General features: G+C 67.9%; 13 protein-coding genes. 11 read left to right on the top strand and 2 right to left on the bottom strand.

Going from position 1 to position 15920, the window contains the following annotated elements; genetic code table 11:
- Window positions 1-8: 8 nt before the first annotated feature.
- Together ACG0Z3_RS05810 and ACG0Z3_RS05805 are read right to left on the bottom strand one after the other, a co-directional pair.
- Complete coding sequence (locus ACG0Z3_RS05810) at window positions 9-1076, bottom strand: aldose epimerase family protein (RefSeq protein ID WP_394396177.1); 1068 nt, start codon at window positions 1074-1076, stop codon at window positions 9-11.
- A gap of 73 nt (window positions 1077-1149) precedes the next feature.
- On the bottom strand, window positions 1150-1917 hold the full coding sequence (locus ACG0Z3_RS05805; RefSeq protein ID WP_394396175.1) for an SDR family NAD(P)-dependent oxidoreductase: 768 nt from the start codon (window positions 1915-1917) through the stop codon (window positions 1150-1152).
- A 461-nt stretch (window positions 1918-2378) separates the two neighbouring features.
- Here ACG0Z3_RS05805 and ACG0Z3_RS05800 point away from each other — a divergent pair, with 461 nt between their 5' ends.
- The 11 genes from ACG0Z3_RS05800 to ACG0Z3_RS05750 all read left to right on the top strand — a co-directional run bounded on the left by ACG0Z3_RS05800 (window position 2379) and on the right by ACG0Z3_RS05750 (window position 15673).
- Entirely contained in the window at window positions 2379-3308 is a 930-nt protein-coding gene (locus ACG0Z3_RS05800) for a dihydrodipicolinate synthase family protein (protein ID WP_394396173.1), read from the top strand.
- Complete coding sequence (locus ACG0Z3_RS05795) at window positions 3308-4240, top strand: arabinan endo-1,5-alpha-L-arabinosidase (protein WP_394396170.1); 933 nt, start codon at window positions 3308-3310, stop codon at window positions 4238-4240. The genes ACG0Z3_RS05800 and ACG0Z3_RS05795 overlap by 1 nt, the downstream gene beginning before the upstream one ends.
- Window positions 4241-4253: 13 nt before the next feature.
- Window positions 4254-5345 carry an ABC transporter ATP-binding protein gene (locus ACG0Z3_RS05790; protein WP_394396169.1) on the top strand — a complete coding sequence of 364 codons (1092 nt, stop codon included), beginning with the start codon at window positions 4254-4256 and terminating at the stop codon, window positions 5343-5345.
- A gap of 619 nt (window positions 5346-5964) precedes the next feature.
- Window positions 5965-6849, top strand: a complete 885-nt coding sequence (locus ACG0Z3_RS05785; protein WP_394396166.1) for a carbohydrate ABC transporter permease — start codon at window positions 5965-5967, stop codon at window positions 6847-6849.
- Window positions 6850-6990: 141 nt separating this feature from the next.
- A complete protein-coding gene (locus ACG0Z3_RS05780; RefSeq protein ID WP_394396163.1) occupies window positions 6991-7827 on the top strand; it encodes a carbohydrate ABC transporter permease in 837 nt (278 codons plus the stop codon).
- Between the two features lie 235 nt (window positions 7828-8062).
- Window positions 8063-9391, top strand: a complete 1329-nt coding sequence (locus ACG0Z3_RS05775; protein ID WP_394396161.1) for an ABC transporter substrate-binding protein — start codon at window positions 8063-8065, stop codon at window positions 9389-9391.
- A 107-nt stretch (window positions 9392-9498) separates the two neighbouring features.
- Window positions 9499-11034, top strand: coding sequence for an arabinosylfuranosidase ArfA (gene arfA, locus ACG0Z3_RS05770; RefSeq protein WP_394396159.1), 1536 nt, complete (start codon window positions 9499-9501; stop codon window positions 11032-11034).
- Complete coding sequence (locus ACG0Z3_RS05765) at window positions 11031-11972, top strand: glycoside hydrolase family 43 protein (RefSeq protein WP_394396157.1); 942 nt, start codon at window positions 11031-11033, stop codon at window positions 11970-11972. Before arfA ends, ACG0Z3_RS05765 begins: the two co-directional genes overlap by 4 nt.
- Before the next feature lie 19 nt (window positions 11973-11991).
- Complete coding sequence (locus ACG0Z3_RS05760) at window positions 11992-13890, top strand: glycoside hydrolase family 97 protein (protein ID WP_394396154.1); 1899 nt, start codon at window positions 11992-11994, stop codon at window positions 13888-13890.
- Between the two features lie 29 nt (window positions 13891-13919).
- Window positions 13920-14672 carry a FadR/GntR family transcriptional regulator gene (locus tag ACG0Z3_RS05755; RefSeq protein WP_394396153.1) on the top strand — a complete coding sequence of 251 codons (753 nt, stop codon included), beginning with the start codon at window positions 13920-13922 and terminating at the stop codon, window positions 14670-14672.
- 14 nt (window positions 14673-14686) lie between these two features.
- Window positions 14687-15673 (top strand): LysR family transcriptional regulator, encoded by a 987-nt coding sequence (locus ACG0Z3_RS05750; RefSeq protein WP_268167480.1) that lies wholly within the window; start codon window positions 14687-14689, stop codon window positions 15671-15673.
- Window positions 15674-15920: the final 247 nt, after the last annotated feature.

Raw genomic sequence — 15920 nt, 5'->3', positions numbered from 1 at the left:
CAGCGCTCCTAGGTGAAGCGGTGGATTGTGGTGCTGCGGAACACCTCGCCGGGCCGCAGCACGGTGCTGAGCCAGTCGGCGCCGGCTTCGTGGTGCGGCGAGTCGGGGTTGTGCTGGGTCTCCAGGCACAGGCCGTCGCCCTGGCGGTAGATGTGGCCACCCGGGCCGGCCAGCGTGCCGTCCAGGAAGTTGCCGGAGTAGAACTGCAGCGCAGGCTCGCTGGTCAGCACGTCCATGCGGCGGCCGGTGGCGGGGTCCTCCAACGTGGCGGCAGCGCGCAGGCCGTCGGCGTCGGGCGCGCCGTCCAGCAGCCAGTTGTGGTCATAGCCCTTGGCGCGCAGCAGCTGCGGGTGGGCCTGGCGTATGCGGGCCTCGATGACGGTCGCCGTGCGGAAGTCGAACGGCGTGCCGTCCACGGCGGCGTGCTGCAGCGGGATCAGGTGCGCATCCACCTCGCTATAGCGCGACGCGGGAATCGTCAGGCGATGGCCCAGCACGCTGCCGCGACCGGCGAGGTTGAAGTAGTCGTGGTGCGTCAGGTTGACGACGGTGGCGCGGTCGGTCGTGGCCTCGTAGTCGACGCGCCAGCTGTTGTCGATGGCGCTCAGCGCATAGCGCACGCGGACCTGCAGCTCGCCGGGGAAGCCCTGGTCGCCATGCGGACTGGTGAGGCTGAAGCGCAGCGCCGCTGCTTCGCCCGGGCGGGGCGGGTCAGGTTCGGCCTGCCAGAGCCGGTGGCCGAAGCCCTCGGTGCCGCCATGCAGGCAGTTGGGGCCATCGTTGCGGGCCAGCGCGTGGGTCTCACCGTCGAGCTCGAAGCTCGCCCCGGCGATGCGGTTGCCGTAGCGGCCGACGATGATGCCGAAGGACGGGTTGCGGTGGACGTAGTCGTCCAGGTTGTCGAAGCCCAGCACGACGTTGGCTGCGGTGCCCTGCGCGTCGGGCGTCCACAGGCCGGTGACGATGCCGCCCAGCGTGATGGCGGTGAGCTTCAGGCCCAGGCCGTTTTCCAGCGTGTATTCATGCACCGCCCGGCCATCGGGCAGGCGTCCGTATTCGCGGCATTCCACGGTCATTGGTGCACCCTTCGGCCTGCGGCCTGTCCCGCCAAGCGGGAGCGAGCTTGCTTGGGGCGGCCCTGCGCGGCGCTCATACCCAACCTCCGTCCACGACGAAATCCTGTGCGGTGCACATGGCGCTGTCGTCAGCAGCGAGGAACAAGGCCATGCTCGCAATGTGCTGCGGCATCAGCGGTGCGTTGATGCACTGACCCTTGGCGATTTCCTGCTTGGTCTCTTCGGTGACCCAGAGCTTCAATTGCTTTTCCGTCATCACCCAGCCCGGCACCAGCGTGTTGACGCGGATGTTGTGCGGACCGAAATCGCGTGCCAGGCAGCGCGTCAGACCTTGTGCGGCCGCCTTGCTGGCCGTGTACGCGGGCATGCCGCCCTGCTTGAGCATCCAGCTGATGCTGCCGAAGTTGACGATGCTGCCGCCGCCCAGCGCCTTCATGTCGGGCAGCACGGCCTGGGCCGCGAAGAACTGGTGCTTGAGGTTGACGGCGGTGCTCGCGTCCCAGAACTCGGGCGTGGTGTCTTCGACCGCATGGCGCTTGTCGTTGGCCGCGTTGTTCAAAAGCACGCTGAACGGGCCGGTGCGCTCGCGCAGCGCAGCGATGGCGGCGCGCAGCGCATCAACCTGGGACAGGTCCGCCGCCATGAACTGCGGCGCGTAGCGCGAGCTGCCGGCCAGCCGCGCCGCCAGGGCCTCGCCCTCAATGGCGGCCAGGTCGATGAAGGCCACCCGAGCGCCCTGCGCGGCGAAGGCCTCGACCAGCGTCTCGCCGATGCCGGTGGCACCGCCCGTGATCAGGACCGCCCGGTCCTGCAGGCTGGGAAAACGGGCGAGGGAACTCATCGAATGTCTCCGGAAGATCAGCGGCCCCGGCTCTCCGGCCAGGCAATGTTTGAACCTGGATCCGACAGCTGACCGCTTGCGATTGACAGCAGGTGCTGCCCGGTCAACACGTTGGCGCTGACGCCGGGTTCCCCACGTCAGCGATCAGCGCTTCACACCCGAGGGCGTGGCGCTTCGAGCCGCTGGCTGTGTTGCTTCTCCTTGTGGGCACGAGCCCACTGCGTCGGCGCGCCTTGCCAGCGACCCGCCTCGCCACGCCCTCGGGTGTGCCCAACTGCCGGATCCAGGTTCAATTATTAGTCATACTTTTTTGTTTGCAAAGCCGGCAATTTTCGGGTTAACCCCAATGATCTTGCTTAAATAGTCATACTTTAATGATGGCATGCCGACGATGACAGCCGGCCGTGCGCCGCGTCACGCCGGTGCTTGATCCAACTTCCCCCAGAGACAAGGGACCGCACATGAGCGCCTCCACCTCCCGCCCCTATCGCGGCGTCTTCCCCGTCGTGCCGACCATCTTCAACGCCGACGGCACGCTGGACCTCCCCGGCCAGCTGCGCTGCGTGGACTTCATGATCGACGCCGGCTCCACGGGCCTGTGCATCCTGGCGAACTTCTCCGAGCAGTTCGTGCTGTCGGACGCCGAGCGCGAGACGCTGACGCGCGCCATCCTGGAACACGTCGCCGGCCGCGTGCCCGTCATCGTCACGACGACGCACTACTCCACGCAGATCTGCATCGAGCGCAGCCAACTGGCGCAACAGCTCGGCGCGGCGATGGTCATGGTCATGCCGCCGTACCACGGCGCCACGTTCCGCGTGTCGGAAGGCCAGATCGAAGGCTTCTACCAACGCCTGTCCGACGCGATCGCGATCCCGATCATGATTCAGGACGCCCCTGTCGCCGGCACGCCGCTGTCGGTGCCGCTGCTGGCGCGCATGGCGCAGAACATCGCCAACGTGAAGTACTTCAAGCTGGAGATGCCGCAGGCCGCCGCCAAGATGCGCGAGCTGATCCGCGTCGGCGGTGCCGCCATCGAAGGCCCTTGGGATGGCGAGGAAGCCATCACGCTGCTGGCCGACCTCGACGCCGGTGCCACCGGCGCGATGACGGGTGGCGCCTTCCCCGACGGCATCCGCAAGATCTTCGATGCATTCCACGCCGGGGACCGCGAGACCGCCGTCGTCGAGTACGGCCGCTGGCTGCCGCTGATCAACTACGAGAACCGCCAGGGCGGCATCCTGACCGCCAAGGCGCTGATGAAGGCCGGCGGCATCATCCAGAGCGACGCGCCGCGCCACCCCTTCCCCGAGATGAGCCCCGAGACGCGCGCCGGCCTGCTGGACGCAGCCAAGCGCCTCGACCCCCTCGTGCTTCGCTGGGGCAAGTAATGCGCGCGCTGTGGGCGCTGGTGGCGACACTGGCGCTGTGTCTGGGCACGCGTGTCGACGCCGTCGAGCCGCCGCAGCCCGAGCCCGGCGCGCACGACCCGACGCTGCTGATCCAGCCCGACCGCTGGTTCGTCTTCACGACCGGCAAGGGCCTGCAGCGCCTGGCCTCCAGCGACCAGGGCAAGACCTGGCAGCGACTGGCGCCGGTGTTCGAGCAGGCTCCCGCCTGGTGGGCGCAGGCCGTGCCCGAGCACAAGGGGCTGGACGTCTGGGCACCCAAGGTGTTCCAGCACCAGGGCCGCACCTGGCTGCTGTACTCCATCTCCACCTTCGGCAAGAACCGCTCGGCCATCGGCCTGGCCAGCAGCGACCGGCCGGACGGCAACGACTGGCGCGATGACGGCCTGGTCGTGCAGAGCGTGGCCAGCGACAACTTCAACGCGATCGACCCCGACCTCTTCGCCGACCGCGACGGCACGCTGTGGCTGAGCTACGGCTCCTTCTGGGGCGGGCTGCGGCTGACGCCGCTGGACGCGGTGACGCTCAAGCCCATCGGCAGCACGCGCTTCATCGCGCGCAGCCCGGCCATCGAAGCGCCGACGATCGTGCGGCGTGGCGACTGGGTCTACCTGTTCGCGTCCTACGACCTGTGCTGCAAGGGCGCCGACAGCACCTACAACGTCCGCGTGGGCCGCGCCCGCGCCGTGACCGGGCCTTACCTGGACCGCGAAGGCCGCGACTTGATGGACGGTGGCGGCACGAAGCTGCTGGCCGCCACCGGCACGCGCTGGAAGGGGCCGGGGCACCAGGACGTCGTCGGTGACGTGATCGTGCACCACGCCTACGACACCGAACGCGGCGGCAAGCCGCATCTGCGCATCGCGCAACTGAGCTGGTCCGCAGACGGCTGGCCCGTGATCCAAGAAGAATGAACCGGAGACTGCCGTGGCAGGCCTGAAGCTGGAGAACATCTGCAAGCGCTATGGCGCGGTGCAGGTCATCGAGAACCTGTCGCTGGACGTGGCGCCCGGCGAATTCGTCGTCTTCCTCGGGCCCTCGGGCTGCGGCAAGACCAGCCTGCTGCGCATGATCGCGGGGCTGGAGGAAGTGACGGGCGGACGCATCCTGCTTGGCGACCGCGACGTCACCGTGGCGCCGCCCGGCCAGCGCAACCTGGCCATGGTGTTCCAGCACTACGCGCTGTACCCGCACATGACGGTGCGCGACAACCTCGCCTTTGGGCTGAAGAACCTCGGCGTGCCGGCCGCGGAGATCGACAAGCGCATCCAGGAATCGGCCCGCATGCTGGAGCTCAGCGCGCTGCTGGACCGCAAGCCGGGCCAGTTGTCGGGCGGCCAGCGCCAGCGCGTGGCCATCGGCCGTGCAGTGGTCAAGGAGCCGGGCATCTTCCTGTTCGACGAGCCACTGTCCAACCTCGACGCAGCGCTGCGCGGCCGCACGCGGCTGGAGCTGGCGCAGCTGCACCAGCGCCTGGGCGCGACCATGGTGTTCGTCACGCACGACCAGATCGAGGCGATGACGCTGGCAACGCGCATCGTCGTCATGAAGGGTGGCGCCATCGAGCAGGTGGCCACGCCGGCCGAGCTGTACCGCCGGCCGGCGACCAAGTTCGTCGCGAGCTTCATCGGCACGCCGGGCATGGGCTTTGTGCCGGTGGAGCGCGGGACGGATGTCGATGGGCGTGCGGTCGTGACGGTGCCGGGTGGCTTGAGCATCACGACCCGCGTGCCGGTGGCGGGCCTGCCCGCGCAGGGCCTGATGCTGGGCGTGCGGCCCGAGAACCTGAAGGTGGCTGAAGCCGGCCCGCTGCGCGGCCGCGTGGAACTGGTGGAGTTCCTCGGCGAGCGCACGCTGGCGCACCTGAAGCTGGAGGGCGATTCGCCGTTGATCGTCACGGTACCGGCCGGCATGTCGCCCAAGCTGGGGTCGTATGTCGCCGTGTCGGTGGATGTCGCTGAGGCGCATCTGTTCGATGCGGAGGGGCGTGCGCATCATGCGCGGGAGGCTTTGTCGTGAGGCACGGCTTGCCGCGAAGGCCCAGCCGGGATTTCGTCCCGGCGGCCGACTCACTTTCTTGTGCGCACAAGAAAGTAAGCAAAGAAAGCGCCCCTGCAAAACCGGCCCTTCGGGCTGCCCTGCGATGCTCGAAGCCCTGGGCCCGCACAGAACTCCCTCCGCTACGCTCCGGTCAAACAACTGTGCGGAGTCAGTGCTTGAAGCGCGCTTCGCGCGCGCCCTGGGCTTCTGCGCTTCTCGGCGGTTTAGAAGGGGGGACTCAGCGAAGCCCAACGGCTCGGCTGCGCCGTAGCCTCGATACGAAAACGCGTAGCGATCACGCCACCCGAGCGGCGTTGCATTCAACGGATGAGCCCGGCGTGCAGCCGGCGTTAACCGGTTTGAAGGAACGATGGATGGCGCTCGTCACAAGTGGTAGGCGAGAGCGCAGCGGCTCGCATCTGCGCCAGCTCCCGCTGGCTGTTGCACGGCGCAGCTCGTGCAATTGGTGCTGGTGTGCGGTTCAGGGCCTCTTCTTTGGTGACTTTCTTCTGGCCCCGCAGAAGAAAGTTACCCCGCCGCCGGGCGGGACTCCCGGCATGGGCCTAGCCATCAAGCCGAACCAGCCGGAGCCAACCCAATGAGCGCCGCCCCCACCGTCGGCCTGCGCGCCAGCCGCCCCGCCTACGCCCTCTTCGTACTGCCCTTCGTGGCGATGTACGCGCTGATGCTGCTGTGGCCGCTCGCCAAGGGCGTGTGGATCAGCTTCCACGACCACGATCTGCTGTCCGACGACAGCTTCTGGGTGGGCCTGGCCAACTACGCCGAGCTCTGGCAGGACGAGGTCTTCCGCCAGGTCGTTTGGAACACGCTGCGCTTCGTCGCCATCAGCACGCCCATCTTCGTCATCCTGTCGCTGATGCTGGCGCTGGCACTCAACCGCCCCGGCAAGCTCGCCACCTTCCTGCGCGCCACCTTCTTCTGCGCATCGGTCTTCTCGGTCACGCTGATCACGTTGGTCTGGAAGTTGGCCCTCATGCCCGAGCGCGGCCTGATTGCGCAGATGTTCACCGCTTTAGGCATCCCCGAGCTGCCACTGCTGACCAGCGACAACCTGGCGCTGCTGACCATCGCCCTCGTCACCGTCTGGTGGATCATCGGCCTGCCGATGATCATGTTCCTGTCGGCGCTGCAGCAGATCCCTGGCGACATCTACGAAGCCGCCGCGCTGGACAACACGCCGCGCTGGCGCGTGCTGACACACATCACGCTGCCCAGCCTCAAGCGCGCCATCGTGCTGGTCGCGCTGATCGAGGTGATTCGCCAGTTCCAGGTCTTCCCGCAGATCATGCTGATGACCAACGGCGGGCCCAACAACACCACGCGGTCCATCGTGCAGTTCACCTACGAGCAGGCCTTCATGCAGCTCTCGCTAGGCTACGCGACGGCGGCCTCGCAGATCCTGCTGGCCATCATGCTGGTCGGCGTCTCCGCCCAGCTCTGGCTCGAACGAGACAAAAGATGAAGCCCCTCGTCCAACGAGTACGTTGGCCGGTCCCCCGCAGGGACGGCGATGCCCGCGGCATCGAGCCGCGAGCACATCGCCCAAGCGGGCCGGCTTGGGAGCGGCCCGGCGCTCGGCCCGAATGCGGAATGGAAAACTGACATGAACCCCTTGCTCAGACGCGGTTGGTTCGACCGCATCGTCATGGCCGCGCTGACGCTGCTCGCGCTGGTCTGGATGGCCCCGCTGCTGTGGGTGCTGGCGCTGTCCTTCAAGCCCAATGAATTCCTGCTGCGCCACACCGACGTGTTCCTGGCGCCACCCTACACGCTGGTCAACTACCTGGACATCCTGCAGACCTCGCAGGTGTTTCGCTGGCTGGGCAACAGCGCGCTCGTGGCGCTGCTGCAGACAGTGGGCGTGCTGGTGCTGTCGTCGCTGGCCGGTTACGGCTTCGCGCGCTGCGAGTTCCCCGGCCGCAAGCTGCTGTTCGCCCTCGTCATGTTCGGCCTGGCCGTGCCGGCGCAGTCGGTCTTCATCCCGCTGCACCGGCTGTTCTCGGACTGGAACCTGCAGAACACCATCGCCGGCCTGGCACTCCCAGGCCTGGCCGCGCCGTTCGGCGTGTACCTGATGACGCAGTACTTCAAGGCCATCCCCGCCGAGCTGGAAGAGGCCGCGATGCTGGACAACGCGTCGCGCTTCAAGACCTTCCTGACCATCATCCTGCCGCTGACTCTGCCCGCCCAGGCCACGCTCGGCATCTTCACCTTCCTTGCCTGCTGGAACGACTACCTGTGGCCGCTCGTCATCGCGACGCAGCCCGACATGTACACGCTGACCCGCGGCCTGGCGTCCACACAGACGAACTTCGCGCAGTCGGAAGGGCTGGGCTTCCTGATGGCCCAGGCCGTGTTCGCCGGTGTGCCCGCGCTGATGCTGTACCTCTTCTTCCAACGCCACCTCGTGACGGCGGTCGCCGGGACGGGCAAGTCGTGATCCTAGATCCGGCAGTTGACCGCTCGCCACTGATCGGAAGTCTTGTGACCTCAACACCTTTGCGCCGCCGCCCACGTCACCACCGCGATGACCAACGCTGCACGCCTGCTGGCCCGTCGCTTCGGGCCGCTGGCTGCGTTGCTTCTCCTTGTGGGCAGGAGCCCACTGCGTCGGCGCGCCTTGCCAACAGCCCGCCTCGCCTGGCCCTCAGGCGCGCCCAACTACCGGATCTAGGATGAAGCGCCTGTTGATTTGTCTTTCCGCCGCGCTGCTCACGGCCTGCAGCCAGGGCGCCAAGGACCCGGCCAAGACCGAGATCACGCTGATGCGCTTCTTCGGCAGCTGCGAGTCGCAGTTCGGCCAGGTCGCGCGCGCGTCTGAAGGCGTGGGCGAATGCGGCATCGTCACCGCGCTGGTCAACGAGTTCAACGCCACGCACCCCGACATCGTCGTGAAGACGCAGATCGGCGAATGGGGCCCGTACTACGACCAGCTCACCGCTCGCCTGGTGTCCAAGGACATCCCGACGGTCGCCGTCATGCACGAATCCGCTTTGGGCGACTATGTGCGGCGCAAGCTGGTGCTGCCGCTGGATGCCGACCTCGCCCGCGTGGGTGTGCCGGTGGACGACTTCACCGAACATGCCCGCAAGGGCACCACGTTCAACGGCCAGACCTATGCGCTGCCCTTCGACACCTGGGCCTGGCTGTGGCACATCAACACCACGCTGATGAAGCAGGCCGGCCTGCTGGGCGCCGACGGCCAGCCGGTGCTGCCGCGCTCGCCAGAAGAGCTGCTCGCGCAGGCGCGCCAGTTCAAGCAGAAGACGGGCAAGCCCTTCTTCGCCTGGGCCGTGGCCAACGAGACCGCCGCCAACAACCGCACGTTCCAGACGCTGATCGCGCAGCAGGGCGCCCCGCTGTTCTCGGCTGATGGCAAGCGCATCACCATGCAGCAGCCCGCCGTGACGAACGCGCTGTCGCTGATGCAGACGCTCTACCAGGAAGGCCACGTGCGGCCCAACCTCGACTACGCGGCCGCCAACCAGGCCTTCCTGAACGGCCAGGCCGGCGTCGTCGTCGTGGGCACCTGGACCATCGACCAGTTCCTGCGCGAATCGCAGAAGCCGGACTCGCCGTTGAAGGGCGGCTATGCGGTGCGGCCATTCGCGCAGTTGTACGAGCGCCCGGCGGTGTTTGCCGACGGCCACTCGTGGGCGCTGTTCAAGGGCGGCACGACCGACGCGAAGAGCCACGAGGCCGCGCTGACCTTCCTGAAGTTCGTCTGGGACCGCACCGCCGAGTGGTCGCGCACCGGCCACCTGCCGGTCAGCCAGACCGTGGCACAGAGCGAAGCCTTCCGCGCGCTGCCGCAGCGGGCGGCGCTGGCCGAGATCACCACCACCGGCGCGTCCATGCCGGGCAACGTGCCCACGCAACGCAACATCGAACTGCTGATCGGCGAGGACGTAGCCAACCTGCTGCTGTCGGGCAAGCCCGTGGCCGAGGTGCAGGCCAGCGTCGAAAAGCGTGTCAACAAGGCGTTGCAAAAGGCTCGCCGCTGACATGGAACGCCAACAAAGCCGCGTAGACCGGGGCATGACCCGCCGTCTGGTGGCCCCGATCCCACCATGCCGGCGGGTCACGACCCGCCCTACAGGTGACCACTGACATGTTCCAAGCCTCCCTCACCGTCGACCGTGATTTCGACCTCGCGCCGCTGGACCGCCGCCTGTTCGGCGTGTTCGTCGAGCACCTGGGCCGCTGTGTTTACAACGGCATCCATGAGCCGACGCATCCCACGGCGGACGAGCACGGCTTCCGCAACGACGTGGCCGCGCTGACGAAGGAGCTGGGCGCGACGATCGTGCGCTACCCCGGCGGCAACTTCATGTCGGGCTACAACTGGGAAGACGGCGTCGGCCCGAAGGACCAACGCCCGCGGCGCCTCGACCTCGCCTGGTTCTCCACCGAAACCAACCAGGTCGGCACGCATGAGTTCATGGCCTGGTGCCGCAAGGTCGGCATCGAGCCGATGTTCGGCGTCAATCTCGGCACGCGCGGGCCGGACGAAGCGCGCCATTACCTCGAGTACTGCAACCACCCCGGCGGCACGGCGCTGTCGGACCTGCGCCGCAGCCACGGCGTGGAGGCGCCGCTGGGTGTGAAGTTCTGGTGCCTGGGCAACGAGATGGACGGCCCCTGGCAGATCTGCCAGAAGACGCCGGACGAGTACGGCCGCATCGCCAAAGAGACCGCCAAGCTGATGCGCTGGGTGGACCCGACCATCGAGCTGGCTGCCTGCGGCTCGTCGGCCTACGACATGCCGAGCTACGGCGTCTGGGAAGACCGCGTGCTGGAGCACTGCTTCGAGTTCGTGGACTACCTGTCGCTGCACAGCTACTTCGTGAAGCCGCCGCCGGCCCAGCCGGGCGACACCAGCAGCGAAGCCTTCTTCGCGCAGATCGAGACCAACGCGCGCTACATCGAAGACACCGTGGCCATCGCCGACGCCGTGGCCACGCGCAAGCGCTCGTCCAAGCGGCTGATGCTGAGCTTCGACGAGTGGAACGTCTGGTACCGGGCCCGCCACGGCGAGCACCTCAAGCAGGCCGGCTGGCCCGAGGCGCCGCGGCTGCTGGAGGAGGTCTACACGGCCGAGGACGCGCTGCTCATCGGCGGCATGCTGACCATGTTCATGAACCATGCGGACCGGCTCAAGGTGGCCTGCATGGCGCAACTGTGCAATGTCATCGCGCCCATCATGACCGAGCCCGGCGGCCCGGCCTGGCGCCAGACCATCTTCCACCCGTTCGCGCAGGCCGCGCGCTGGGCGCGGGGCGATGTGCTGCGGCCGGTCATCCGCTCGCCCGGCTACGCGAACGCCAAGCACGGCGAGCTGCCCTACCTGTGCGCCAGCGTCGTGGACGACGCCGCCACGGGCCAGACGGCCATCTTCCTGCTGAACCGCCACCTGACCGATGAGATGGACCTGTCCATCACGCTGCGCGGCTTGGGGCAAGAGCGCCAGCTGGTCAGTGCCGAGCAGCTGCACAGCGCCGACCTGAACGCCACCAACACCGCCGACGCGCCCGACCGCGTCGTCCCCGTTCCCCTGGATGACATCGCCCTGCTCGACGGGCAACTGAGCGTAAAGCTCAAGCCGGCCTCCTGGAACGTCATCGTCACGAAAGCCGTCCGCGCATGAACGCTTGGCAGAACCCCCTCATCGAACAGCGCGCCGACCCGCAGATCACACTTGTCGACGGCCGCTACTGGTTCACCGCGTCGGTGCCCAGCTACGACGCCATTGAGATCCGCGCGGCCGACAGCATTGCCGGCCTCTCGTCCGCCACGCCCAAGACCATCTGGCACAAGCACGACAGCGGCCCCATGAGCTTCCACGTTTGGGCGCCGGAGCTGCACCGCATTGACGGCCGATGGTTCGTCTACTTCGCGGCCAGCGAGCGGGGCGACATCTGGAAGCTGCGCATGTACGTGCTGGAGTGCCTGGGCGACAACCCGCTGACCAGCGAGTGGATCGAGCGCGGCCAGATCACCACGCCCGAGGAAGGCTTCTCGCTGGACGCGACACCCTTCGAGCACGGCGGCAAGCGCTTCCTGTGCTGGGCGCAGAAGAGCCCGCCCACGGAGAGCAACCTCTACATCGCTGAGATGGCTAACCCGTGGACGCTCAAGACCGAGCCCGTCGTCATCACGCGGCCCGAGCTGGCTTGGGAGCGCATCGGCTTCTGCGTCAACGAGGGCCCGGCGCTGCTGAAGCGCAATGGCCGCGTCTTCATCGCCTACTCGGCCGCCGCCACCGACGCGAACTACTGCATGGGCCTGCTGTGGGCCGATGAGCGCGCCGACCTGCTGGACCCGACGAGCTGGCACAAGTCGCCCACACCGGTGTTCACGACGGACGAGTCCGTCAGCCAGTTCGGCCCCGGCCACAACAGCTTCACGACGACGCCGGACGGCCAAACCGACCTGCTGGTCTATCACGCCCGCAACTACCGCGACATCGTCGGCGACCCGCTGAACGACCCCAACCGCCACACCCGCGTGCAGGCCTTTGGCTGGCGCGCAGACGGCTTCCCCGACTTCGGCACGCCCGTGGCCGACGGCCCCTGTTCACTCTGATTTCACGGAGATCGCGACCATGCGCCTCACACTCGCTTCGCTGTTGTTCGCTGTTCCCGCCCTTGCCCAGGCCCTGAGCAGCCCCGACGGCCAGTTGCAGGTCGACGTGTCGATCAACGACCAGCAGCAGCTGGTCTACACCGTACAGCGCGCCGGCCAGCCGGTGCTGCTGGCCTCGCGCCTGGGCCTGGTGCTGGAGCAGGGCGACTTCGCGAACGGCCTGAAGCTCGTCACCACCTCGCCCGTCAAGGCCCACCGCGAGCAGTACACACTGGCCGCCGGCAAGAAAAGTCGCGTCGACACCCTTGCCAACGAGCAGAGCTTCCTGCTCGCCAATGCCCAGGGCCGGCAGTTCGTGCTGCAGCTGCGCGCCGCCAACGACGGCCTGGCGCTGCGCTACACCGTGGACGGCCCGGACCGAAAGACCTTCAAGGACGAGCTGACCAGCTTCGCCTTCCCCGCAGACGCGCGCGCCTGGCTACAGCCCATGTCCGTCGCCAAGACCGGCTGGAAGCGCACCAACCCGTCTTACGAGGAGCATTACCAGGCCGACATCGCCGTCGGCACGAAGGCGCCGAGTCACGCCGGCTGGGTCTTCCCTGCACTGTTCCGCGCCGGCGCCAACTGGGTCGCGCTGACCGAGGCCGGCATGGACGGCCGCTTTCACGCCTCGCGCCTGGCGAGTGATTCGACCGGCGGCACCTACCGCATCGGCTTGCCCGAGGCCAGCGAGGTCAACACGGGCGGCCACCTGCTGGCCGACGTGAACGGACCGCTGACCACGCCGTGGCGCGTGCTCGCCATCGGCCCGCTGAAGACGGTCATGGAGTCCACGCTGGGCACCGACCTCGCCGCGCCCGCCATCGCGTTCGACAAGACCAAGCTGCAGCCCGGCCACGCGTCGTGGAGCTGGGCGATCCTGAAGGACGACGCCACCGTCTTCGACGTGCAAAAGCGCTTCATCGACTACGCCGCCGACATGGGCTGGAACTACACGCTGGTGGACGCCGACTGGGACCGCAAGATCGGCGACGCCAAGATGAAGGAGCTGGCCGATTACGCCAAGACCAAGAACGTCGGCCTTCTCGCCTGGTACAACTCCTCGGGCGCCTGGAACGACACCGAGTACAGCCCCAAGAACGCGCTGTTGACGAAGGCCGCGCGTGCCAAGGAATTCGCCCGCGTGAGGGCCATCGGCATCCAGGGCCTGAAGGTGGACTTCTTCGGCGGCGACGGCGCCTCGTCCATCGCCTACTACGTGGACATCCTGAAGGAAACGGCCGCCGCCGGCCTGCTGTTGAACTTCCACGGCGCCACGCTGCCGCGAGGCTGGAGCCGAACCTACCCGCAGCTGATGACGGTGGAGGCGGTCAAGGGCTTCGAGTTCGCCACCTTCGAGCAGAAGGACCAGGACAAGGTGTCCGGCCACGCCGCCATGCTGCCGTTCACGCGCAACCTGTTCGACCCCATGGACTTCACGCCCGTCGTGTTCCACGAGATCCCGAACATCAAGCGCGCCACGCGCAACGGCTTCGAGCTGGCGCAGAGCGTGCTGTTCCTGTCCGGCATCCAGCACTACGCCGAGACACCCGAAGGCATGGCCACCGTGCCGGCCTACGTGAAGACGTTCATGCGCGAGCTGCCGCGCGCCTGGGACGAGGTGCGCTTCCTGGGCGGCGAGCCCGGCCGGTGGGTCGCAATCGCGCGCCGCGCCGGCACGCAGTGGTTCGTGGCCGGCTTCAACGCCGACGACACGCCGCGCGAGCTGACGCTGGACCTGGCCTGGCTCGGCCAACGCGAAGGCCAGCTCATCACCGACGGCGCCGGCCCGCGCGAGTTCGCCGAAGGCAAGGTCGCCGCGCCGGCCGCCACGCTGACGCTGGCCCCCAAGGGCGGCTTCGTCGCACGCTTTCGATAATGCGGTCTTTGTTCGGTAGCCTGCCGTTGATGAAGACCCGCGCGGACCATTCCACCTACAGCGCCCCGGCCGAGGGCAAGAGCCAGCACGGCCGCATCGTCAGCGAGCTGGGCCTGGCCATCGTCGGCGGCCAGCTGCAGCCCGGCGACAAGCTGCCGCCCGAGGCCCAGCTGCTGGAGCGCTACGAGATCAGCCGCCCCGTGCTGCGCGAAGCGGTTCGCGTGCTCGTCGCCAAGGGGCTGGTGGTTTCACGCCAGCGCGCCGGCGCCATCGTGCGGCCGCGCAACGAGTGGCACCTGCTGGATCCCGACGTGCTGTACTGGCTCATCCAGGCACAGCCCCAGCGCGACTTCGTGCAGACGCTGCTGGAAGTGCGCCAGATCTTCGAACCCGCTGCCGCCGCGCTGGCCGCCAAGGCCGCGACCGACGAGCAGCTGGCCGGCATCGCCACCGCCTACGAAGGCATGGCCGCAGCCAAGACCACGGCCGAGCTGCTGGAGCCCGACCTGGCCTTCCACCGCCGCATTGCCGAGGCCACCGGCAACGACCTGCTGGCCTACATCGGCAACATGCTGTCGCTGGCGCTGCGCGAGTCCATCATCCTCTCCAGCCAGCTGCCCAACACGCACGAGCTCTCGCTGCCGCGCCACAAGGCCATCCTGACCGCGCTGCAGGCCCGCGACCCACTGGGCGCCCGCCAGGCGACGCTGGTGCAGCTGGACGAGACCGGCGACGACATCAACAGCGTCCTGGCCAACGATGGCCGCGTGAACCTCGCCTGACCCAGAAGACCCCCATGGCCCGTGAAGACGACGATGACGAGGCCGGCGCGTCACTGACCGACGCCAGCCCCAACCCCAACTGGTTCCTGCGCGCGCGGCTCAAGACGCGTCAGCTGCTGCTGCTCATCGCGCTGGACGACGAACGAAACATCCACCGCGCCGCCGAGGTGCTGTGCATGACGCAGCCCGCCGCGTCCAAGCAGCTCAAAGACCTGGAGGACATGCTGGACGTGAAGCTCTTTGACCGCCACCCGCGCGGCATGGAGCCCACGCTCTACGGCGAGACCATGATCCGCCACGCCCGCATGGCGCTGACCAGCCTGTCCGCCGCGCACGACGACATCGTCGCGCTCAAGCACGGCCTGTCGGGCCAGGTGGAGGTGGGTGTCATCATGACGCCCGCCATGGGCCTGCTGCCGCGGGCCATCGCGCGCATCAAGCTGCAGGCGCCACGGCTGCGCATTGGCGTGCACATGGAGAGCAGCAAGCAGCTGCTGGGCATGCTGCAGCGCGGTTCGCTGGACTTCATGATCGGCCGCATCCTCGAGGACGACAGCGCCGCCGGCCTGCACTACGAAGAACTCACCGTGGAGCCCGCCTGCGCCGTGGCCCGCGTGGGCCACCCGCTGCTCAAGAGCGACAACCTCAAGCTCGCCGACCTGGCCGACCAGCCCTGGATCCTGCCGCCGCCCGGCAGCGTGCTGCGCCACCGCTGGGAGCTGATGTTCCGGCGCGCCGCGCTGGAGCCGCCCACCAACTGCGTGGACACCACGGCGCTGCTGCTCATCACGGCCCTGCTGCAGCAGACCGACTCGCTGCACGTGATGCCCGTGGAAGTGGCGCGCTACTACGCGTCGCTGAATGTGCTGGCCATCCTGCCGATTGAATTGCCGTGCCACATGGATGCGTTCGGCATCATCACGCGGGAGGGCCACCTGATGTCGCCGGGGGCGCGGCAGTTGCTGCATGAGGTGAGGCTGGCGGCGCGGGATTTGTATTGATCGGTTCCACGCCGAGTTGGTTGGGCTGTTTTTGCGGAGAGCGTGCCTGCTCGCTGCATTGCCGGGATGCGCGCCCGGCGGCGCGGTAACTTTCTTCTGCGGGGCCAGAAGAAAGTCACCAAAGAAGAGGCCCTGAACCGCACACGAGCATCACGGCGCCAGCAGCAGCGCGCTAAAACGCTCGGTCGGTGGGCGCCCCGACGCGACCCGCTGCGCTCTCGCGGCTGTCCCTGTGACGAGCGCTACT

It is taken from the genome of Pelomonas margarita (assembly GCF_043555875.1).
In the GTDB taxonomy this organism is placed as follows: Bacteria; Pseudomonadota; Gammaproteobacteria; order Burkholderiales; family Burkholderiaceae_C; genus Pelomonas; species Pelomonas margarita.
The sequence above is the reverse complement of the archived record's forward strand: the minus strand, read 5'-3'. Positions and strand labels throughout refer to the sequence as shown.